Source organism: Streptomyces sp. ISL-94, from assembly GCF_018614075.1.
Taxonomy (GTDB): Bacteria; Actinomycetota; Actinomycetes; order Streptomycetales; family Streptomycetaceae; genus Streptomyces.
Genome location: NZ_JAGGOZ010000010.1, coordinates 133,430 through 153,126 on the forward strand (window position 1 = coordinate 133,430; position 19,697 = coordinate 153,126).

Sequence of the window (19,697 nt, forward strand, 5' to 3'; positions counted from 1 at the left end):
GGCCCGCAGGCAGTCCACGAACGGCCGGGTCTCCTCCAGCTCGAAGCCGAAGTCCTGGAGCATCCGGATCTGGCGCAGCAGGCGCAGGTCGCCCTCGTCGTACGTGCGGTAGCCGTTGTCCGCGCGCCGCGCGGGCAGCAGCCCGCGCGACTCGTAGTACCGCAGGGTCCGCGTGCTGGTCCCGGCCCGCTCCGCCAGTTCGCCGATTCGCATGCCCCGACGCTCATGCTTGACGCTGACGTCAAGGCAAGGCGGTGAAATGTGGAGGGGCTGTGAGAGGCCTTGCGCCGTAGGGTGTTGGCTGGAACCGTACCCAGTAGTGGATCTTCGAGTGCACCGATTACCGGACAGTCGCCGGGAAACCCGCCAAAAACCCCTCACTTCATAGGACGTTCCTACGAGTTATGGGCTTGTTTGTTTGGTCTGTAGGCGGCGAAGCCCAGCCACTTCTACGGTGTGCCGTGTGCACTCCAGCCCACCTTTCAATGCCCCCGCCGCGCGTCGCCTGCGCGCGGCCCTGGGCATGGCTCCCGGTCATGTCGCCTATGGCCTGCGTGCCCAGTACGGACTGATCGTCGCGCCCGAGACCGTGATGGCCTGGGAGCGTGGCGAGATTTCGCCCACTTCGGCCGAGCTCACGGCCCTCGCCGGCGTCCTGTGGTGCTCACCCGGGGAGCTGCTCGCGGAGCCGGTCACCCTGCGTGAGCACCGCATCGCGAGGGGGCTGTCCGTCGACGACCTCGCCCGGCGCATCGGCCTGGAGACGAACTCCTACCAGAAGATGGAGGACGCCGGGCGCTGGAAGGGCAACGAGCGGCAGTCCGCCGCCCTCGCGACGGTGCTGGGGCTGACGCTCGCCCAGTTCGTGACGGCCACCGGCAAGGAGGACGAGCTGGCGGACCTGCTGCGCAGTGCGGTGACCACCCGCTGGCAGGCGTACGTCAAGCCGCTGGCCAAGCTGCTGCCGATACCCAAGGGCCACCTGGAGGCCGTGCTGGAGCAGCTGCACGCGGACTACCAGTCGCGGATGGTGGCCACACTGAGCTGGGGCGGCGGGGGCGGGACGGCCAGCGGGGACGCGGGGCGGGAGTTCCTCGCCGAGATCGTGGACCGCTTCTGGCATCTCGCGGGCGGTGCGTCGTAGGCCGTTCGGCCCGGGAGGTGGGGGCGGAAGCCCCCGAGATCCCGGAGATCCCGTAGGGCTCGGGAGCCCCGCCCGTACCGCGTCCACCGGGTGCCTAGAACACCGACTCGGCCTCGTACATACGGTTCTCGGGGACGGTCTTCAGCTCGGTGACGGCGGAGGCCAGCGGGGCCATCACGATGTCGGTGCCGCGCAGGGCGGTCATGTTGCCGAACTCGCCGCGGTGGACGGCCTCGACGGCGTGCCAGCCGAAGCGGGTGGCCAGGACGCGGTCGTACGCGGTCGGCACGCCGCCGCGCTGGACGTGGCCGAGGATGACCGGGCGGGCCTCCTTGCCCAGCCGGTGTTCCAGCTCGATGGCCAGGCGGTTGCCGATGCCGGCGAAGCGCTCGTGACCGTACTGGTCGATGGCGCCCTTCTCGTACGGCATGGAGCCCTCGGCCGGGTGCGCACCCTCGGCGACGCAGATGACGGCGAACTTCTTGCCGCGCGCGAATCGCTCCTCCACCATCTTCACCAGGGCGTCCACCTCGAAGCGGCGTTCCGGCAGGCAGATCCCGTGGGCGCCGCCGGCCATGCCGGACTCCAGGGCGATCCAGCCCGCGTGGCGGCCCATGACCTCGACGACCATCACGCGCTGGTGCGATTCGGCGGTGGTCTTCAGGCGGTCGATGGCCTCGGTGGCGACCATGACGGCGGTGTCGAAGCCGAAGGTACGGTCGGTGGAGGAGATGTCGTTGTCGATGGTCTTCGGCACGCCGACGACCGGCATCCCTGCGTCGGACAGCATCCTGGCGGCCGTCAGGGTGCCCTCGCCGCCGATCGGGATGAGCGCGTCGAGGCCGTAGCGCTTCGCCAGCTCGTGGGCGTTCTCGGCGGCCTCGTGGAGGCGGGCGCGCTCCATGCGCGCCGAACCGAGGATCGTGCCGCCGCGGGCGAGAATGCCACTGACTGCATTGATGTCGAGGGGGCGGAAGTGGCCGTCGAGGAGGCCCTTGAAACCGTCCTCGAAACCGATGACCTCGTCCCCGTGCCCGACCAGAGCACGGTGTACGACCGACCGGATGACAGCGTTGAGACCCGGGCAGTCGCCGCCTGCGGTGAGAACTCCGATACGCATCGTGCTGTGTCTCCTGCTCCTGGTCGTACCTGGCCGTCCGCCTGCGGGCGGGCGGCCGTACATATGAAAGGCGTATTGGTGAAGCCTGTCCGATTGTTCCACGGGCGAAGGGTGCGGCGCGCTTTGTGCTGCTCCGCCCACAGGGCCTTTGGACCCCCCGGGAAGGGCCTGTTTCCCCGGGGGCGCCCTATCCATCCGCAGAGGTATTGTCAAGAGGTCAAGCCCACCCTAACTGGGTCAATCGACTCCCAGACACACATGGACGGAGAGCACGCGTGACGCGCAGCGTGTACGTGACCGGTATCGAGCGGGGGGACGGCCGCCAGGTCGTCGAACTGGGGATCATGGAGCTCCTGACCCGGCAGACGGGCCGGGTCGGCGTCTACCGTCCGCTGCTCCACGACGCACCGGACCGGCTCTTCGATCTGCTCAAGGCGCGCTACCGGATCGACCAGGACGCCGCGACGGCCTTCGGCATGGAGTACCAGGAGGCCTCGGCGATCCTCGCCGAGAAGGGCACCGACGAGCTCGTCTCCCGGCTGGTCGACCGCTTCCACCAGGTGGCCCGGGACTACGAGGTCATGCTGGTCCTCGGCACCGACTACGCCGACACCAACCTCCCGGACGAGCTGGCGCTCAACGCCCGCCTCGCCAACGAGCTGGGGGCGGTGGTCGTTCCCGTCGTGGGCGGCACCAAGCACCTCGCCGAGGCCGTGCGCGCCGAGACCAGCAACGCCTACCGCGCGTACGAGAGCCTGGGCTGCCACGTCGTCGCGATGGTGGTCAACCGGGTGGCTCCCGAGGACCGCGACCTCATAGCCGAGCGGCTGGCCGCCCGGCTGCCCGTGCCCTGCTACGTGCTCCCGGACGACAAGTCGCTGTCCGCCCCGACCGTCGCCCAGATCACCCGGGCGCTCGGCGGCGAGGTGCTCCTCGGCGACGAGGCCGGGCTGGCCCGCGACGCCCTGGACTTCGTCTTCGGCGGCGCCATGCTGCCCAATTTCCTGAACGCCCTGACCCCCGGCTGTCTGGTCGTCACCCCCGGGGACCGCTCCGACCTCGTGGTCGGCGCGCTGGCCGCGCACACCTCGGGGACCCCGCCGATCGCCGGGGTGCTGCTGACCCTGAACGAGCGCCCGGGCCCGGACATCCTGACGCTGGCCTCGAAGCTGGCGCCGGGCACGCCGGTGGTGTCGGTGGCCGGCAACAGCTTCCCGACCGCCGCCGAACTCTTCTCGCTGCAGAGCCGGTTGAACTCCGCGACCCCGCGCAAGCTGGAGACCGCGCTCGGCCTCTTCGAGCGGCACGTGGACACCGGCGAGCTGCGCGACCTGCTGTCGGTGGCCCGCTCGGAGCGCGTCACCCCGATGATGTTCGAGCACGAGCTGCTGGAGCGGGCCCGGTCCGACCGCCGCCGTGTCGTCCTGCCGGAGGGCACCGAGGAGCGCGTGCTGCGCGCCGCGGACGTGGTGCTGCGCCGGGGGGTCTGCGATCTGACCCTGCTGGGCGAGGAGCAGGTGATCCTGAAGAAGGCCGGCGACCTCGGCATCGACATCTCGGGCGCACAGCTCATCGACCCGGCCACCTCCCCCATGCGGGAACGTTTCGCCGAGTACTACGCGAAGGCCCGCGCCCACAAGGGCATGACCGTCGAGCTGGCCAACGACGTGGTCACCGACGTCAATTACTTCGGCACCCTGATGGTCCAGGAGGGCCTGGCCGACGGCATGGTCTCCGGCTCGGTGCACTCCACCGCCGCGACCATCCGCCCGGCCTTCGAGATCATCAAGACCAAGCCCGAGGCGTCCATCGTCTCCTCGGTCTTCTTCATGTGCCTGGCCGACCGGGTCCTCGTCTACGGTGACTGCGCCGTCAACCCGGACCCGAACGCCGAGCAACTCGCGGACATCGCCGTCCAGTCGGCCGCCACCGCGGCAGCCTTCGGCGTCGAGCCGCGGATCGCGATGCTCTCGTACTCGACCGGCACCTCGGGCAGCGGCGCCGACGTGGACAAGGTCCGCAAGGCCACCGAGATCGTCCGGGAGCAGCGCCCCGACCTGGCCGTCGAGGGCCCGATCCAGTACGACGCGGCCGTGGAGCCCTCGGTGGCCGCGACCAAGCTGCCCGGGTCCGAGGTGGCCGGCCGCGCCAGCGTGCTGATCTTCCCCGATCTCAACACCGGCAACAACACGTACAAGGCCGTGCAGCGCTCGGCGGGCGCGGTGGCGGTCGGCCCGGTCCTCCAGGGCCTGCGCAAGCCGGTCAACGACCTCTCCCGCGGCGCGCTGGTGCAGGACATCGTCACCACCGTGGCCATCACCGCGATCCAGGCGCAGGGCACGCCGGCGCCCCCCGCCTGACCGGACCGGCACCGACCTCCCACCGAACCACGACTGCGACAAGGAAAGACCCCCACCGTGACCGTCACCGCATCGCGCGTACTCGTCCTCAACTCCGGCTCATCGTCGGTCAAGTACCAGCTCCTCGACATGGCGGACCGCTCCCGGCTGGCGGTGGGCCTGGTGGAGCGCATCGGCGAGGACGCCTCCCGGCTGGTGCACGAGCCGCTGACCGGCCCGGGTGCCGAGGGCGGCAAGCGGGAGACGGTCGGCCGGATCGCCGACCACGAGGCGGCGCTCCAGGCCGTCGCCGCGGAGCTGGCCGCCGACGGGATGGGCCTGGACTCCCCCGAACTGGCCGCGGTGGGGCACCGGGTGGTGCACGGCGGGACGCGGTTCACGCAGCCGACCGTCATCGACGACGAGGTGCTGGCGGAGATCCGCAGCCTGATCCCCCTGGCCCCGCTGCACAACCCGGCGAACGTGACCGGCATCGAGGTGGCGCGCGCGCTGCGCGGGGACCTCCCGCAGGTGGCCGTCTTCGACACGGCCTTCCACTCGACGATGCCGGAGTACGTGGCGCGGTACGCGATCGACGCCGCGACGGCCGACAAGTACGCCATCCGGCGGTACGGCTTCCACGGCACCTCGCACGCCTACGTCTCCCGGGCGACGGCCGCGCTGCTGGGCCGGCCGGTGGCGGACGTGAACGTGATCGTGCTGCACCTGGGCAACGGCGCCTCGGCCTCGGCCGTGCGCGGCGGGGTGTGCGTGGAGACGTCCATGGGCCTGACCCCGCTGGAGGGTCTGGTCATGGGCACCCGTTCGGGCGATCTCGATCCGGCGGTCATCTTCCACCTGGCGCGGGTGGGCGGCCTCTCGGTGGATGAGATCGATTCGCTCCTGAACAAGAAGAGCGGTCTGCTGGGCATGTGCGGCGACAACGACATGCGCGAGGTGCTGCGGCGGGCGGGCGAGGGCGACGAGGCGGCGAGCACCGCCTTCGCGGCGTACGTCCACCGCCTGAAGAAGTACATCGGCGCCTACTCGGCGGTGCTCGGGCGGGTGGACGCGGTGGCGTTCACGGCCGGGGTCGGCGAGAACGCCCCCCAGGTCCGGGAGGCTGCGGTGGACGGCCTGGCCGAGCTGGGCCTGGCGCTGGACCCGGAGGCCAACGCGGTGCGCTCCCCGCAGGCGCGGCTGGTCTCGGCGGACCATGCCCGGGTGGCCGTGGCCGTGGTCCCGACGGATGAAGAACTGGAGATCGCCACCCAGGCGTATGCGCTCGTTACTCAGTAGTCACTTGGACTTTCCACCAGACGGAATATTCCGCTACGAAACAAACCGATAGGATCCGCTCCATGCGCCGTTCCAAAATCGTCTGCACGCTGGGCCCCGCCGTCGACTCGTATGAGCAGCTGAAAGCGCTCATCGAGGCAGGTATGAACGTGGCCCGATTCAACTTCAGCCACGGATCCCAGGCAGAACACCAGGAGCGGTACGACCGCGTCCGGAAGGTCTCCGAGGACACCGGGCGTGCCGTCGGCGTCCTCGCCGACCTCCAGGGCCCGAAGATCCGTCTGGAGACCTTCGCCGAGGGTCCCGTCGAGCTGGTGCGCGGTGACGAGTTCACCATCACCACCGAGGACGTCCCGGGCGACAAGTCCATCTGCGGTACCACCTACAAGGGCCTGCCGGGTGACGTCGCCAAGGGCGACCAGATCCTGATCAACGACGGCAACGTCGAGCTCCGGGTGACGGAGGTCGAGGGCCCGCGGGTCAGGACCATCGTCATCGAGGGCGGTGTCATCTCGGACCACAAGGGCATCAACCTGCCGGGTGCCGCCGTGAACGTCCCCGCCCTGTCGGAGAAGGACGTCGACGACCTCCGCTTCGCCCTGCGGATGGGCTGCGACATGGTCGCCCTCTCCTTCGTCCGCGACGCGAGCGACGTCAAGGACGTCCACAAGGTCATGGACGAGGAGGGCCGCCGGGTCCCCGTCATCGCCAAGGTGGAGAAGCCGCAGGCCGTCGAGAACATGGCGGCCGTGGTCGACGCGTTCGACGCGGTCATGGTGGCCCGTGGCGACCTGGCCGTCGAGTACCCGCTCGAGAAGGTCCCGATGGTCCAGAAGCGGCTCATCGAGATGTGCCGCCGCAACGCCAAGCCGGTGATCGTCGCGACCCAGATGATGGAGTCGATGATCACCAACTCCCGCCCGACCCGCGCGGAGGCGTCCGACGTCGCCAACGCCATCCTCGACGGGGCCGACGCGGTCATGCTGTCCGCCGAGTCCTCGGTGGGCGCCTACCCCATCGAGACCGTCAAGACGATGTCGAAGATCGTCACGGCCGCCGAGGAGGAGCTCCTCTCCAAGGGCCTCCAGCCGCTGGTCCCGGGCAAGAAGCCCCGTACCCAGGGCGGCTCCGTCGCCCGCGCGGCCTGCGAGATCGCGGAGTTCCTCGACGGCAAGGCGCTCATCGCCTTCACCCAGTCCGGTGACACGGCCCGCCGGCTGTCGCGCTACCGCGCCACGCAGCCGATCCTGGCCTTCACCACCGACGTGAACACCCGCAACCAGCTCGCGCTGAGCTGGGGCGTCGAGTCGTACGTGGTCCCGCACGTGGACAACACCGACGCGATGGTCGACCTGGTGGACGGCGAGCTGCTCAAGCTCGGCCGCTACAACGAGGGCGACACCGTGGTCATCACCGCCGGCTCGCCCCCCGGCGTCCCGGGCACCACCAACATGGTCCGGGTCCACCACCTGGGCGGCGCCGCCCGCGACTGACTCCCCCAGCTACCGCTGGGAGGTGCCCCCAGGCACCGCCTGAACTCTGCCGCACAGAGGCCGAGGGCGGCGCCCCCGATGTCCCGGGGGTGCCGCCCTCGGCGCGTTCCGGCTACTTCCCAGTAGATATATGGCTGAATACAGCGCCTAATGGCCGAAATTCAGCTACCGACGGTAACCGGATCATGAAACTCTCGAAACGCCCTGGGGAGGGCAAACGGGGGCTGTGCACTGACCGTGCACGAGGGGGAAACACCAACACCTGCACCACCGCGTCGCTGTATCGCGGCGCGGTAGCCATTTCGAGCCTTCCTTCGGGCTGACCACAACGCCCTGAAGACAGGCAAGTACGTGCAACGAACCACCCTCCCACCCTCTTGCGAGGCAGGCGGCGCGCCACGCGCGACGCCCTGCGGCGCGGACTGGCAGGCACCGCCCTGCTCACCGCGTCCGCCGTCCTCGTCGGCCTGATCCAGGCCGCCCCCGCCGGCGCGGTCGAGGTACCGCCGGACACCGAGCCGCCGTACCGCCCTATCAGCCTGGGCGAGCAGGCCCGTCTCGACCGCTGCGCGGGGGGCTTCGCCCTGCACATCGGCGGCCCCGAGATGAAGAAGACGGCGGCCAAAGCCCTCACGGGTCCGGCCGCCGAGCTCGCCAAGGCCACCGACCTCGCCACCGGCATGGACCCGCTCCACCAGGCGCGGGTCAAGGACCGCGACTCTTACGAGGGCTCACCGGTCGCGTCCGCGGAGCGCCGGGAGCGCTGGGAGGCGTCCAACTACCCGTACTGGAAGTCCGGCACCGGCGCGGGCATCCCGCAGTACGCCCCGCAGTTCGATAAGGACGTCGTCGCTTTCACCCTCGGGCCCCAACGCGACCTCTACAACCAGCTGGGCTCCGACGGCCATGCCGTGCCGTCCACCGCGGCTCTGGACAAGGCGAAGGCGCTGGCCGCTGAGCTCAAGGGCCAGGACCTCAACAACGACTTCGTCACCGACGGGATGCTTCGGGACGCGCCGAACAGCAACTACCGCTCGCCCAGCGCGAGCGACATAGCCCGCTACCTGCGGCTCGGCGGCTACATGAAGCAGACGCCCGCCGAGGACTCGGTCGAGTTTCGCCTCGAAGTCGAAGCGCTGAAGGTCGCCTGGGGTTCCTGCGACAGCCGTAACCCGGGCGACTACTACCGCGTCATGTCCCCCATCGTCGTGACCGCCCACCTAGAGTGGGAGCAGGAGTACGCGGCCCAGGCCAAGCCGCGCGCCGACATCGTCGACGCCGAGGTTGCCGCGGCAGCCGAGGTACGCAAGTCCTCCGAGGCCATGATCGAGGCCCTCGGCCAGGCATGGCTCGCCGACCAGATCCTGACCTGGCAGAAGTACTGGGCGGGCCAGCCCGCCAACGCGTCGGGCCGACCCGCGGCCGCCATATTCACCAAGGCCAACCAGGACCTCGCCGCCGCGCGAACCAAGGCGGCCGACCAAGCGAAGATCGCCGCCACCGCCTCGGCCGCGGCAAAGACGGCCGCGGACAAGGCCGGGGCCGCACAAAGCATCGCGTGGAACATCGCCGACGGGGCGAAGACCCCACGCGGGCGCGGCCTGCTCTTCGCACAGCAGTCCGTCCAGGTCGCCAAGGCCTCGGCCGCCGCGGCCGAAGCGGCGGCGAAGGCCACGCTGACCGCGTCGAACGCCGCCAAGGCGACCGTCGCGGACAGTAAGACGCTCTACGCTCTCGCACAGACCCAGTCGCACGCCCTGAGCACCGAGTTCCGTCGTGTGGCCGCACAGGAGGCCGCTGCCCAGACCAAGGCTGCCGCTGCTTCGGCGGCCGCCCAGGCCAAGGAAGCCGCAGAGAACGCCACCAAGGCCCAGGCCGCTCAGGCCACCGCCGAGAAGGCGCAGGAAACGGCGCGCCTCGCGGCGCAGACCGCGAAGAACCAGCGGGTCAAGGCTGAGAAGGAGAAGGCCACTGCGGCCGCGGCGCGGCAGCAGGCCGCCACCGAGCGGGGCAAGGCCCAGGCGGCCGAGCAGCGCGCGCTGGCTGAGAAGGAGACGGCTGCCCGGGCGCGCACGACCGCCGAAGGCGAGGCGACCGCCGCCGGCTCGAAACGGGCTGAGGCGGAACTCGCCGAGCACCGCGCATACTTGGCCCGTTTCGCGGCAGAGAAGGCCGAGCGGGACAAGGAAGCCAAGGCCTCCCGTGCCGCGGCGCTCGAAGCCGCGGCCGACGCGCGGTGGGAACCTCGGCCGCGGGAGAAGCGCGGCAGGCGGCGACCGACGCCCGCGCCGCCGCGAATACCGCAGCCAGCGCGGCGTCCAGAGCGCGTACGGACGCCGACACCGCGAGTACCGCGGCCGTCAGTGCCCGCGCCGCTGCCACGAGAGCCGAGGGAGCAGCGCAGCGTGCCAAGGCGGACGCGGACACGGCGTGGGCCGCGTGGTGGGATAGTTACTCCGCCGCGCAGACTGCCCACGCTGCCGCGGCAGACGCCATCGACGCCTCCGACGCCGCCTCAGCAAACGCCACCAAGGCCGATACGGAGGCCAAGAAGGCGCAGGCCACCTCGGCGCAGGCGAGCAAGGAAGCCGCAGCCGCCCGTACCGAGGCCGTTAAGACGGCCGCTTGGTCAGCAGTCACCGCCGGGTACGCGTACGCCACCAGCCAGGCAGCCTCTGCGGCCCGTGATTCCGCAGCCCGGGCCATTGCGCCGGCCAACACGGCGATCGCGATGGGTACCCCCTACCGGGAAACCGACTCGGCGGCGGCCTTCGCCGTCCTGGTCGGCCAGGCGTCCAAGACCCACGCCGAGCAGCAGGCTGCCGCCGCCACAGCTAAAGCGAACGAGGCGGACAAGGCCGCGGCCGCCGCGAAGTCGCTAGCAGACAAGGCCGCCGGTGACGAGAAGCTCGCAGCCCAGGCGGCGGCCGCGGCGGCCGCCGACACTGCTGCGGCGCTGAAGTCCGTCGCGGCGGCTCGCGCGTCGGCCGCTGATGCGGCCAAGGCCGCTGAAGCCACCAAGAAGGCGGACGAGAAGACAAAGGCATACAGCGCCCAGGCTGGCCAGGACACGGTCCTGGCCAGCAGCGCGGCACGGGACGCCGCCAGTGAGGCGGCAGGAGCCAACAACGAGGCGACCGAAGGCGAAAAGAGCGCCGTCAGCGCCCGTTCCGCCGCCGACTCCGCCTCTCGGGACGCCACTGCGGCCAACACGGCTGCGGTCCGGTCGGAGACCGATGCCACCGCAGCCGAAAAGGCGGCGGCCAATGCCGAGCAGTCAGCCAAGGACGCCAATGCTGCGGCCACGCGGGCTGAAGCGGAAGCAGCCGCGCGCGTCGAAGCCGAGCGGGCGCAGTGGATCTCGAACAGCCCTGCCGTCAACGCTGGCCCTGCTCTGTCCGCCAGCGATGAAGAACTACTCCTCAAGGAATGCGGGCAGAGCTGCGTCGACGAATGGCGTGCTGCCATGGCGATCGCCAGCCAGGACGTCATCGACTGGGTCAAGGCCAACGGCGCTGACATCCTTCTCGAGGTCATCGGCGTCAATGACCTGAAGAGATGCCTCACCAAGGGCGATGTCGAGGGATGCCTCTGGACGCTCGTCAACGTGGCGTCCATTGTCCTCGTCGTCGGCAAGCTCCCTGCCGTCTCCAAGGCCATCGCGCGGGTCGTGGCGGGCGTCACAAAATTCTTCGAGGAATCCGCCAAAGGCAAGCGGGTGCTCGAGCGCTACCGCAACCTGATCGAGAAGCTGAAGAAGAACCCAGAGCATAAGCCCGGGTGCCCCACAGTTCCCGGGCCGACAGCGGTATCGGCCTACAAGGCATCGGCCTCGCCGCAGCGTGCGCTCAGCAACCTCGACCCGAAGGAGTGCAACCTCCCCAAGGGCGTCCACATGCCCGAACTCGACGAGCGGGCGATCGACGAGATCAGGAAGTACCACGTTCCCGGGGGAACTGGAGTGGATGCATCAAAGGGTCTTTTCAAGCCTGAGATAACAGATGCGCAACTGCAGGAAATATTTGAAGTAGGAATGAAGGACGCCGCAGAATTCACGCAGAACGCTAGAGGCTACTACGAGAAGACGTTCTCGCGCACAGGTGTGGGTTTCACATCCGCAGGCAATGGCGCAATGCCTGCGCAGCGGGTCACACTGGTAATCAATGGGTGGGGGGATGTCGTTACAATGTTTCCCCACTAGGGTTCAAGAGGAGAGCGACATGGGGCTGGGGATCTACGTCAAAGACCTGAGGCGGGACGAAATCGGATTCCTCATCGATGATCCCGAAGACTCTTTTCGCCGCATGTGCGAGGCGGCTCCCCGGGAGAGTCTGCGTGCAGGCGTATCCAGATACGGGGACACCCTGTTCAACAGTCTGCAGCTTCGTCGTCTCATTGAAGAGCTGGAGGCACTCCCCCCCAACGAGGTGACCCCTGTCGTACAAGCCATCCTGGACAGTGCTCAACTGGCCATCCGACGTAGCGGATACCTCCTCTTCATCGGCGACTGATCACCGGCCGCACTCATGACAGCGAAGCTCCCGGCAGCATCTGCGCTGCCGGGAGCTTCGCGCGTACGGACCACCAGCCGATGGACCGGGGCATCCGGCGCCCGTCATGCAGGACGTGCTCGAAGGGGCTCGGCCGACCATACGCTCAGCGGGTACCTGAAGTTCGCCCGAGGCGGACGCCAAAAGGCGGCGCCACCCCATCAGGGGGCGCCGCCTTGGCGTTTTGCGGCTACTCCGGCGGGCCGATGTAGTTCTTGAGGCCTGGGACCGTGAGGGTGCCGCCGAACTGGCCGGCCTGGATGACCTTGACGTCCGTGAAGAACGCGAAGGGGACGTTCAGCGGCGGCGGGCTGTTGGGGGTGAACTCGATCGGGATCAGGCCGAAGAGGTTGCCCTTGAGGCTCTCGGTGTACATCGTCACCGTGCCGCCGCGGATCTTGGAGGTGGAGCCGGGGCGGGACTTCAGGTGGGCGACGTTCCCCTCCTTGCCGACCGTCTGGTAGAGGTCCTTGATGTCCAGCGAGTCCGCCGTGAACTTCAGGACCTTCTTGGTCTTGCCGCCCGCCGTCTTCACCTCGACGATGCCGTGGTAGTCCAGGCCGTAGAGGGTCAGCAGGGAGCTGTCGAGGTACCACGGCTCGTCCGGCAGGAGCGGGACGCCCTGCTCCAGCTTGGCGTCGGCCAGGGCCTGGGCGTCGTAGGTCGGGCAGGGGAAGGGTTCCTTCCCGTCCGCGTCCTTCGTCGCCTCCGGCGTGGCCTTGTCCTCGCCCGTCTCGTCCTTCGGGGTCTTCGCGGTGCCCTTGACCTCGTCGGACAGGTCCTCGACCTCGGCTCCGGCCTTCTTCGCCGCGTCCCGGATGGCGTCCGCCGCCGGGTCCGGGGCCGGGGCAGCGGGCTTCGGAGCGGTCGTCGTGGGCGGCGCGGGCGTCGGGGTCGCCGTCGGCTGCGCGTCCTTGCCGGGGGTGAGGAGGTTCGTGAGCGCGTCGCCGACCCCCAGCGGGTCGAGCGGGTTCGTGGTCTTGGTCGGCGACGGTGACGGCGCGGTGGCCTGGGCCGTGGCCTTCGTGTCCGCCGCGGGCTTGGTCGCCGTCGGGGACGGGGACGGGGAGGTGCTCGGCTTCGGCTTCGCGGAAGCGGACGGCGAGGGGCTCGCGCCGGGCGACGCGCTCGCGCTAGCGCTCGGCGACGGCTTCGTCGAGGCCGTCGGGGACGGCGACTGCGTCGGCTCGTCGGACCGCGTCACGCACGGCCCGGGGGCGAACGGGATGTCCTTCTCGTCGGCCACGGCCAGCTTCGGCGCCATGCCCATTCCGACGAACACGGCCGTCGGCATGGCCGCCAGTGCCATCGTCTTGCCGACGGGTATCTGGAGCTTGTTCAGCAGCGACTTCCTGGGCGCCGCGTGCCGCGGACCCTTGTTCTCACGGGACTGCGCGCCTGGGGCCACGCCCCGCTGCGTCTCGTCACCCCGCACTGTTCCTCCCGCCATCGGCGTGGGCAGTCGTCTCGCTCGCGTATGCCGGCGTTTCCGTGTCGCGCTGTCCCGGGACGCCGTGGGGGCCCGCCATCGTCTCCGCCTTCCCCAGGTCGACCGCGGCCGACCGGCCGTCCGCCGGAGCCTCGTCCGCCGGCTGTCCCGGTACCCAGGCGAGCGCGAGGGCGCCGCCGAGGATCGCGGGGACGAAGCCGAGCCCGAAGCCGCCGAGGTTGGACACCGGCAGCGACACCAGGGCCAGCAGGATCGAGGCGACGCCGGCGAACACCCGGATCGCCTGCTGGAACCAGAGGGCGAGCCCCAGCGTGATCAGCAGGATCCCGATGATCAGTGCACCCGCGCCGCCGGTGGTGGCCATCGCGAGGCTGAGGTTGCCGAGCCGGAGGTCCGCGTACGGGAAGTACGCGATCGGGAAGCCGCTGAAGAGGGTGAACAGCCCGGCCCAGAAGGGACGGCGGCCGCGCCAGGCGTAGAAGCGGTACCACACCATGGTCAGCCAGGCGTCGTCTTCGGCGCGAACGTAAACCGGGGCCTGGGGGTTCATGGACAACAGCTCCCTGGAAACGGTGGTACGGAAGATCTCTGGAGCCCGGACGGGCGGGCGGCGACCGGGAATCTCGCCGCCGACCGCCCTCCGGTCACTCGCCTGGACGGATTACTTCTCGTCCTGGTAGCACGGCTGGTCGCCGCCGAGCAGGCGCAGCTTCAGGTCGGGCAGCTTGAAGGTGCCCGCCGTGGTCGCCCACGCCTTCTGGCGCACGTTCGACAGGATCGCCTTGTCGGCGCGCTGCGAGAACGCGTACGGGCTGGCGACCGTGCCGGCCTGCGGCTTGGTCTTGTGGCTCGCGTCGCCGACTGCGACACCGATGTCCAGGTTCTTGAACTCGGCGTCGGTGTCGAGCTCCGCAACATCCAGGTAGATGTTGTCGGCGACGGCCGGCTTGCCCTTGTGGCCCGTCCGCAGCTGCAGCGTGATGTTGCCCAGCGGCGTCGGGGTCACCAGTGACTGGCACATGTTGGTGATCTCGGCGTGGCTGAACCCGGAAATGGTGACCGGGTGATGCTGCGCGTTGCCCTTGAGGTCATGACCCTCGGCAATGCCGCCGTACTGGATGAGATTGTCACCGTCGAGCTTGTCGGCCGAGACCTTGAAGTCCTGGCCGGAGACGCTGAAGGACGCCGCGAGGGCACCCTGCGCCAGACCCACACCGACCGCGGCCGTGGCCGCGATGCTCGGGACCATGACGAGCGCGAAGCGCTTCCATCTGGTCCCGCCACGAACCTGAGAACTCATTTTGTTCCTCCTTCTCGGACGTACATCTCCGGTCCGGGCCGTGCCCGTCCTGGGATGGGAGAAGTGCTACGTCCTCGGGAAGGAGCGCAGGCGGCCGGGCCGCGGCTGTGCCACGTCCGAAACACCGGCGATCACCCCCGAGCGACAACCACTGGGCCACGCGTTCGCGCAACCTGGAGGACAGGCCCCACCGTGTGGCGGAGACCCCCCTGTCCACACCCGGTGCCACTGCCACCGGGCGGCTCGGTGGGGACCCTCCACCGCGGCTCCGGATGAGCGGCGCTGCGGGAAGGACCGAGCGTGGCCGATCGTGGTCCATTCCCGGCCGGGGCACAAGGGGGTTCGTTACTGGCGGGTAACGGCCTGATAACCTGCACACGACCCGCCACCATCGGGCAGCAACACAGGGTGTAACCGAGGGCCACGACAGATCGGTGGAAGAGTGAACACACCGGACAGTTCACGGGGTTCGATTTACTGCGAGTAACAGCGGCCGCGATTGCCAAGTTTTGGCAAAGCGCGGCCGCTGTTTATCTATGTGTCAACAAAGCCGGTGGCTCACCGGCCGCCGGAGCGCCTCTGGACGCCGCCTCTAGAACAGCACCCGTGCGAGCGCCGTCCGCGCCGCCGCCACCCGCGGATCGTCGGCTCCGATCACCTCGAACAGCTCCAGCAGGCGCACCCGTACGGCGTCCCGGTCCTCACCGAACGTCACGCGCACGGTGTCCACCAGGCGCCCGAAGGCGTCCTCCACATGACCGCCGGCCAGATCCAGATCCGCCGCGGCCATCTGCGCCGCCGGGTCGCGCGGCTTCTCGGCGGCCGTGGCGCGCACCGCCTGCGGGTCCATGTGCTGGACCCGGGTGAGCAGCTCGGCCTGGGCCAGACCCAGCTTGGCCTCGGTGTTGCCCGGGTCGTCGGCCAGTACGTTCTTGTAGGCCTGCACCGCACCGCCCAGGTCACCGGCATCGAGCGCGACGACGGCCGCCTCGAGCAGGGCGTCGTACGGGCCGGCCGGGACCTCGGCCGGAGCCGCCGGGGCCGCCCCTTCGGCGCTCGGGTCCACCTCGATGCCGAGGATCCCGAAGCGCTCCTCGGCGACCTGGACCAGCTGGGCGAGGGTCTCGCGGATCTGCTGCTCGGGGGCCACGCCCTGGAACAGCGGCAGCACCTGGCCGGCGACCACGGCGAAGACGGCCGGGATCCCCTGGATGCCGAACTGCTGCATCAGCATCTGGTTGGCGTCGACGTCGACCTTGGCGAGCACGAGGCGGCCGTTGGCCTCGATGGTCAGTCGCTCCAGGAGCGGGCTGAGCTGCTTGCACGGCTGGCACCACTCGGCCCAGAAGTCCAGGACGACCGGGACCTCGGCGGAGAGCTGGAGCACATCGCGTTCAAAGCCGGCCTCGTCTACGTCGATGACGAGGGCGGAGGGCGGCACGGCGCCGGCGGCCGGACCGGCCCCGCCGCCCTGGGCCGCCTGCCGTGCCGCTTCGGCGCGGGCCTGCTCGGCCTTGGCCTTGGCCTCACCGGCCGCCTTCACCGCGGCGAGGTCGACGACGCCGCTCATGGACATGTTTCTGGGCTGCATGCGTACATCCTCCCCCGTGTGCGCGCGCCGATGAAAAAGATCGCGTGAATTGCCGTCGTCCTACGGCCGTTCCGCGGTGCGGCGCCGGGTCCCCACCTGACGCCTGTAGCCCTTCGCGTGGTTGTCGCTCTTACGCTACGAGTCGTAGCGTAACTCCTCCCGGCCCTCCGGCGCCCGTGATCTGAACCACAGCGTTGCGGAATCCGGCCAACTGGCTACCGGCGGGTATGGTCTCGGCCATGCGCAACCCCAGTCCCGGCTCCAGCCCCGCCCGCACCGGACGCCCCCGCAGCGCCGCCGCGGACGCCGCCATCCTCGCCGCGACGCGGGACGCGCTGGTGGAGCTGGGCTGGTCGAAGCTGACGATGGGCGACGTCTCGGCCCGGGCAGGGGTGGCCAAAACCACCCTCTACCGGCGCTGGGCCGGCAAGAACGAGCTGGTCGTGGACGCGGTCGCGGAACTCTTCGACTCCCTCGAACTCCCGGACCGGGGCTCCCTCGAAGCCGATGTCGAATATGTGGTCCTGCAGTTCGCGGAGCTGCTGCGGCGCCCGGAGGCCCGTACGGCCCTGATGGCCGTGGTCGCCGAGTCCACCCGGGACGAGGCCCTGCGCGACCGCATCCGGTCGGCCATCGTGGACCGGCAGAAACGTCTCGTCGTACTGGGTCGCGAACGGGCCCAGGCCCGCGGGGAACTCCCGTACGAAAAGGACGAGGCGCTGGCGGGCCGCACCACCGACCTCATCTTCGACGTCATCGCGGGCACGGTGGTGCACCGCGCCCTGGTCAGCTCCGAGCCGGTGGACGAACTCTGGGTCGCCACCTTCACGGCCCTCCTGATGCACGGCCTCCGGGGCCCGGCCCCGGCCTGAACGCGGTCCGCCCGCCCCTGCGTTCACGCCCGTACGGTACGGACACAGGAAGGCCGGTCGCGCCCACCCTGCGGTGGGCACGGCCGGCCGTTGCGGAAGCGCCGTCAGAAGCCCGGCGGCTCGGTGTAGGTGCCCCACTCGTCGCGCAGGACGTTGCAGATCTCGCCGAGGGTGGCCTCGGCCCGTACCGCGTCGAGCATGGCCGGGATCATGTTCGAGCCGTCCCGGGCGGCATCGAGCATCGCGGCCAGCGACTCCGACACCTTCGCGTCGTCGCGCCGGGCCTTGCGCTCGGCCAGCTCCCGTACCTGTACGCGCTCGACCTCGTGGCTGACCCGCAGGATTTCCAGGTCCCCGGTGACCGAGCCGTGGTGGACGTTGACGCCGACGACCCGCTTGTCGCCCTTCTCCAGCGACCGCTGGTACTGGAAGGCCGATTCGGCGATCTCCCCGGTGAACCAGCCGTCCTCGATGCCGCGCAGGATGCCCGAGGTGATCGGCCCGATCGGGTGCTGCCCGTTCGGGTGGGCGCGCAGGCCGCGCTCCTTGATCTGGTCGAAGATCTTCTCGGCGTCCGCCTCGATGCGGTCGGTGAGCTGCTCGACGTACCAGGAACCGCCCAGCGGGTCGGCCACGTTGGCGACGCCGGTCTCCTCCATCAGCACCTGCTGGGTGCGCAGGGCGATCTCGGCGGCCTGCTCGCTCGGCAGCGCGAGGGTCTCGTCGAGGGCATTGGTGTGCAGGGAGTTCGTGCCGCCGAGGACGGCCGCGAGGGCCTCCACGGCGGTGCGGACGACGTTGTTGTACGGCTGCTGCGCGGTGAGCGAGACACCGGCGGTCTGGGTGTGGAAGCGCAGCCACATGGACTTGTCGCTCTTGGCGCCGTAGACCTCCTTCATCCAGCGGGCCCAGATGCGGCGGGCGGCGCGGAACTTGGCGATCTCCTCGAAGAAGTCGAGGTGCGCGTCGAAGAAGAAGGAGAGCCCGGGCGCGAAGTGGTCCACGTCCATGCCGCGCGAGAGACCCAGCTCCACGTAGCCGAAACCGTCCGCCAGGGTGTAGGCGAGCTCCTGCGCGGCCGTCGCCCCGGCTTCGCGGATGTGGTAGCCGGACACGGAGAGCGGCTTGTAGGCGGGGATGCCCTTGGCGCAGTACTCCATGAGGTCGCCGATGAGGCGCAGGTGCGGCTCGGGCTCGAAGAGCCACTCCTTCTGGGCGATGTACTCCTTGAAGATGTCGGTCTGGAGCGTGCCGTTGAGCAGGGCGGGGTCCACGCCCTGCCGCTCGGCGGCGACCAGGTACATGCAGAAGGCGGGTACGGCGGGGCCCGAGATGGTCATCGAGGTGGTCACGTCGCCGAGCGGGATGTCCTTGAACAGGACCTCCATGTCGGCGGCGGAGTCTATGGCGACCCCGCAGTGCCCGACCTCGCCGAGGGCGCGGGGGTCGTCGGAGTCCCGCCCCATGAGGGTCGGCATGTCGAAGGCCACGGAGAGCCCGCCGCCGCCGGCGGCCAGGATCATCTTGTAGCGCTCGTTGGTCTGCTCGGCGTTCCCGAACCCGGCGAACTGCCGGATGGTCCAGGTCCGCCCTCGGTACCCGGTGGCGTGCAGGCCCCGTGTGTAGGGGTACTCCCCCGGCCACCCGATGCGTTCGAAACCCTCGTACGCGTCGCCCGGCCGGGGCCCGTAGACCGGATCGACGGCATCGCCGGAGAGCGTGGTGAAGTCTGCCTCGCGCTTGCGGGCCTTGTCATAACGGGCCTGCCAGCGGCGGCGGCCCTCCTCGATGGCGTCAGCGTCCATACCCATGAATTTACTAGGACGTCCTAGTAAATGTCGATGGGCAACCCCGGGGGAGATGCCCCCGGGGGAGTTTCGCCCTACTGGCGCACTAGGCCTTCGCGGTCGCGAGACCGTCCGTGACCAGCGGCTCGACCTCGGCGCGGACCTTGCGCTCGACGAAGAACGCGGCCAGCGGGATGGTGCCGCTGATCATGACCCAGAGCATCTTGCCGAAGGACCACCTGGCCTTGGAGCTCAGGTCGAAGGCGAAGACCAGGTAGATCATGAAGAGCACACCGTGGGCCTGGGACACCACGAAGGTCAGATCGGCGCCCTTGTCGAAGCCGTACTTGAAGATCATGCAGGTGCACAGCACCAGCAGCATCACGGCGGTCGCGAAAGCCATCACCCGGTAGCGGGTCAGCACACTGCGTTTCATGGCGTCGAGCCTAACCGTCCGCTTTGCGCGATCTTGACCGGGGCCGGGAAGGCGGGGCGGGTCCGGCTCCCTGGTGCTGTGGCCGGGAGGCTGCCGGGGGCGCGGCGTCCGGTGCGGTGCATCGCAAGGCGGAGGGCCGCGGCTCGTACTGGACGTACTTGCGCGGTCCGACAACGCGGCGAGGTGCCGTGCCTGGGGGCACCTCCGTGGGGGTCCCCCCGGACGGAGTCTGGGGGAGGTAGCCGGGGGAGCGTCGCGACCCGGTGAACCTTTCCGGTCACAGCACTAGGGATACGCGCGGCCCCGGCCGGGCCGC

General features: G+C 69.8%; 15 protein-coding genes and 1 pseudogene. 8 read left to right on the forward strand and 8 right to left on the reverse strand.

What is annotated here, in order from left to right:
* Positions 1 to 90 precede the first annotated feature (90 nt).
* A pseudogene (locus tag J7E94_RS03515) lies at positions 91 to 213 on the reverse strand (MerR family DNA-binding transcriptional regulator); the annotation flags it as partial.
* Positions 214 to 463: 250 nt separating this feature from the next.
* Between J7E94_RS03515 and J7E94_RS03520 the strand changes: the two are divergent.
* On the forward strand, positions 464 to 1,144 hold the full coding sequence (locus tag J7E94_RS03520; protein WP_215012186.1) for a helix-turn-helix domain-containing protein: 681 nt from the start codon (positions 464 to 466) through the stop codon (positions 1,142 to 1,144).
* A 94-nt stretch (positions 1,145 to 1,238) separates the two neighbouring features.
* On the opposite strand, the gene J7E94_RS03525 is transcribed toward J7E94_RS03520, so the two are convergent.
* The gene (locus J7E94_RS03525; protein ID WP_215012188.1) at positions 1,239 to 2,264 is read right to left on the reverse strand and encodes an ATP-dependent 6-phosphofructokinase; all 1,026 of its coding nucleotides are present in this window, start codon (positions 2,262 to 2,264) and stop codon (positions 1,239 to 1,241) included.
* A 275-nt stretch (positions 2,265 to 2,539) separates the two neighbouring features.
* On the opposite strand from J7E94_RS03525, the gene pta reads away from it, so the two are divergent.
* The 6 genes from pta to J7E94_RS03555 all read left to right on the forward strand — a co-directional run bounded on the left by pta (position 2,540) and on the right by J7E94_RS03555 (position 11,906).
* Positions 2,540 to 4,624, forward strand: coding sequence for a phosphate acetyltransferase (gene pta, locus J7E94_RS03530; RefSeq protein WP_215012190.1), 2,085 nt, complete (start codon positions 2,540 to 2,542; stop codon positions 4,622 to 4,624).
* Between the two features lie 57 nt (positions 4,625 to 4,681).
* Positions 4,682 to 5,902 (forward strand): acetate kinase, encoded by a 1,221-nt coding sequence (locus J7E94_RS03535; RefSeq protein WP_215012192.1) that lies wholly within the window; start codon positions 4,682 to 4,684, stop codon positions 5,900 to 5,902.
* A 62-nt stretch (positions 5,903 to 5,964) separates the two neighbouring features.
* Entirely contained in the window at positions 5,965 to 7,395 is a 1,431-nt protein-coding gene (gene pyk / locus J7E94_RS03540) for a pyruvate kinase (protein WP_215012194.1), read from the forward strand.
* A 377-nt stretch (positions 7,396 to 7,772) separates the two neighbouring features.
* Positions 7,773 to 10,277, forward strand: a complete 2,505-nt coding sequence (locus tag J7E94_RS03545; RefSeq protein WP_215012196.1) for a hypothetical protein — start codon at positions 7,773 to 7,775, stop codon at positions 10,275 to 10,277.
* Positions 10,175 to 11,596 carry a hypothetical protein gene (locus J7E94_RS34145; protein WP_251056091.1) on the forward strand — a complete coding sequence of 474 codons (1,422 nt, stop codon included), beginning with the start codon at positions 10,175 to 10,177 and terminating at the stop codon, positions 11,594 to 11,596. Before J7E94_RS03545 ends, J7E94_RS34145 begins: the two co-directional genes overlap by 103 nt.
* A gap of 19 nt (positions 11,597 to 11,615) precedes the next feature.
* On the forward strand, positions 11,616 to 11,906 hold the full coding sequence (locus J7E94_RS03555; RefSeq protein ID WP_215012197.1) for a hypothetical protein: 291 nt from the start codon (positions 11,616 to 11,618) through the stop codon (positions 11,904 to 11,906).
* A 229-nt stretch (positions 11,907 to 12,135) separates the two neighbouring features.
* Here the strand turns inward: J7E94_RS03555 and J7E94_RS03560 are convergent, their stop codons facing one another.
* The 4 genes from J7E94_RS03560 to J7E94_RS03575 all read right to left on the reverse strand — a co-directional run bounded on the left by J7E94_RS03560 (position 12,136) and on the right by J7E94_RS03575 (position 16,286).
* Positions 12,136 to 13,380 carry a hypothetical protein gene (locus J7E94_RS03560; protein WP_215012198.1) on the reverse strand — a complete coding sequence of 415 codons (1,245 nt, stop codon included), beginning with the start codon at positions 13,378 to 13,380 and terminating at the stop codon, positions 12,136 to 12,138.
* Positions 13,370 to 13,945: a DUF6114 domain-containing protein gene (locus tag J7E94_RS03565; protein WP_215012199.1), complete on the reverse strand. Its 576-nt coding sequence runs from the start codon at positions 13,943 to 13,945 to the stop codon at positions 13,370 to 13,372. Before J7E94_RS03565 ends, J7E94_RS03560 begins: the two co-directional genes overlap by 11 nt.
* Before the next feature lie 111 nt (positions 13,946 to 14,056).
* Complete coding sequence (locus J7E94_RS03570) at positions 14,057 to 14,695, reverse strand: DUF6230 family protein (protein WP_215012200.1); 639 nt, start codon at positions 14,693 to 14,695, stop codon at positions 14,057 to 14,059.
* Positions 14,696 to 15,287: 592 nt separating this feature from the next.
* A complete protein-coding gene (locus tag J7E94_RS03575; RefSeq protein WP_215012202.1) occupies positions 15,288 to 16,286 on the reverse strand; it encodes a tetratricopeptide repeat protein in 999 nt (332 codons plus the stop codon).
* 239 nt (positions 16,287 to 16,525) lie between these two features.
* On the opposite strand from J7E94_RS03575, the gene J7E94_RS03580 reads away from it, so the two are divergent.
* Positions 16,526 to 17,158 (forward strand): TetR/AcrR family transcriptional regulator, encoded by a 633-nt coding sequence (locus J7E94_RS03580; protein ID WP_215012204.1) that lies wholly within the window; start codon positions 16,526 to 16,528, stop codon positions 17,156 to 17,158.
* A 104-nt stretch (positions 17,159 to 17,262) separates the two neighbouring features.
* Here the strand turns inward: J7E94_RS03580 and J7E94_RS03585 are convergent, their stop codons facing one another.
* Together J7E94_RS03585 and J7E94_RS03590 are read right to left on the reverse strand one after the other, a co-directional pair.
* Positions 17,263 to 18,963 (reverse strand): methylmalonyl-CoA mutase, encoded by a 1,701-nt coding sequence (locus J7E94_RS03585; protein WP_215012207.1) that lies wholly within the window; start codon positions 18,961 to 18,963, stop codon positions 17,263 to 17,265.
* Between the two features lie 88 nt (positions 18,964 to 19,051).
* Complete coding sequence (locus J7E94_RS03590) at positions 19,052 to 19,381, reverse strand: DUF3817 domain-containing protein (protein WP_215012209.1); 330 nt, start codon at positions 19,379 to 19,381, stop codon at positions 19,052 to 19,054.
* Positions 19,382 to 19,697 lie beyond the last annotated feature (316 nt).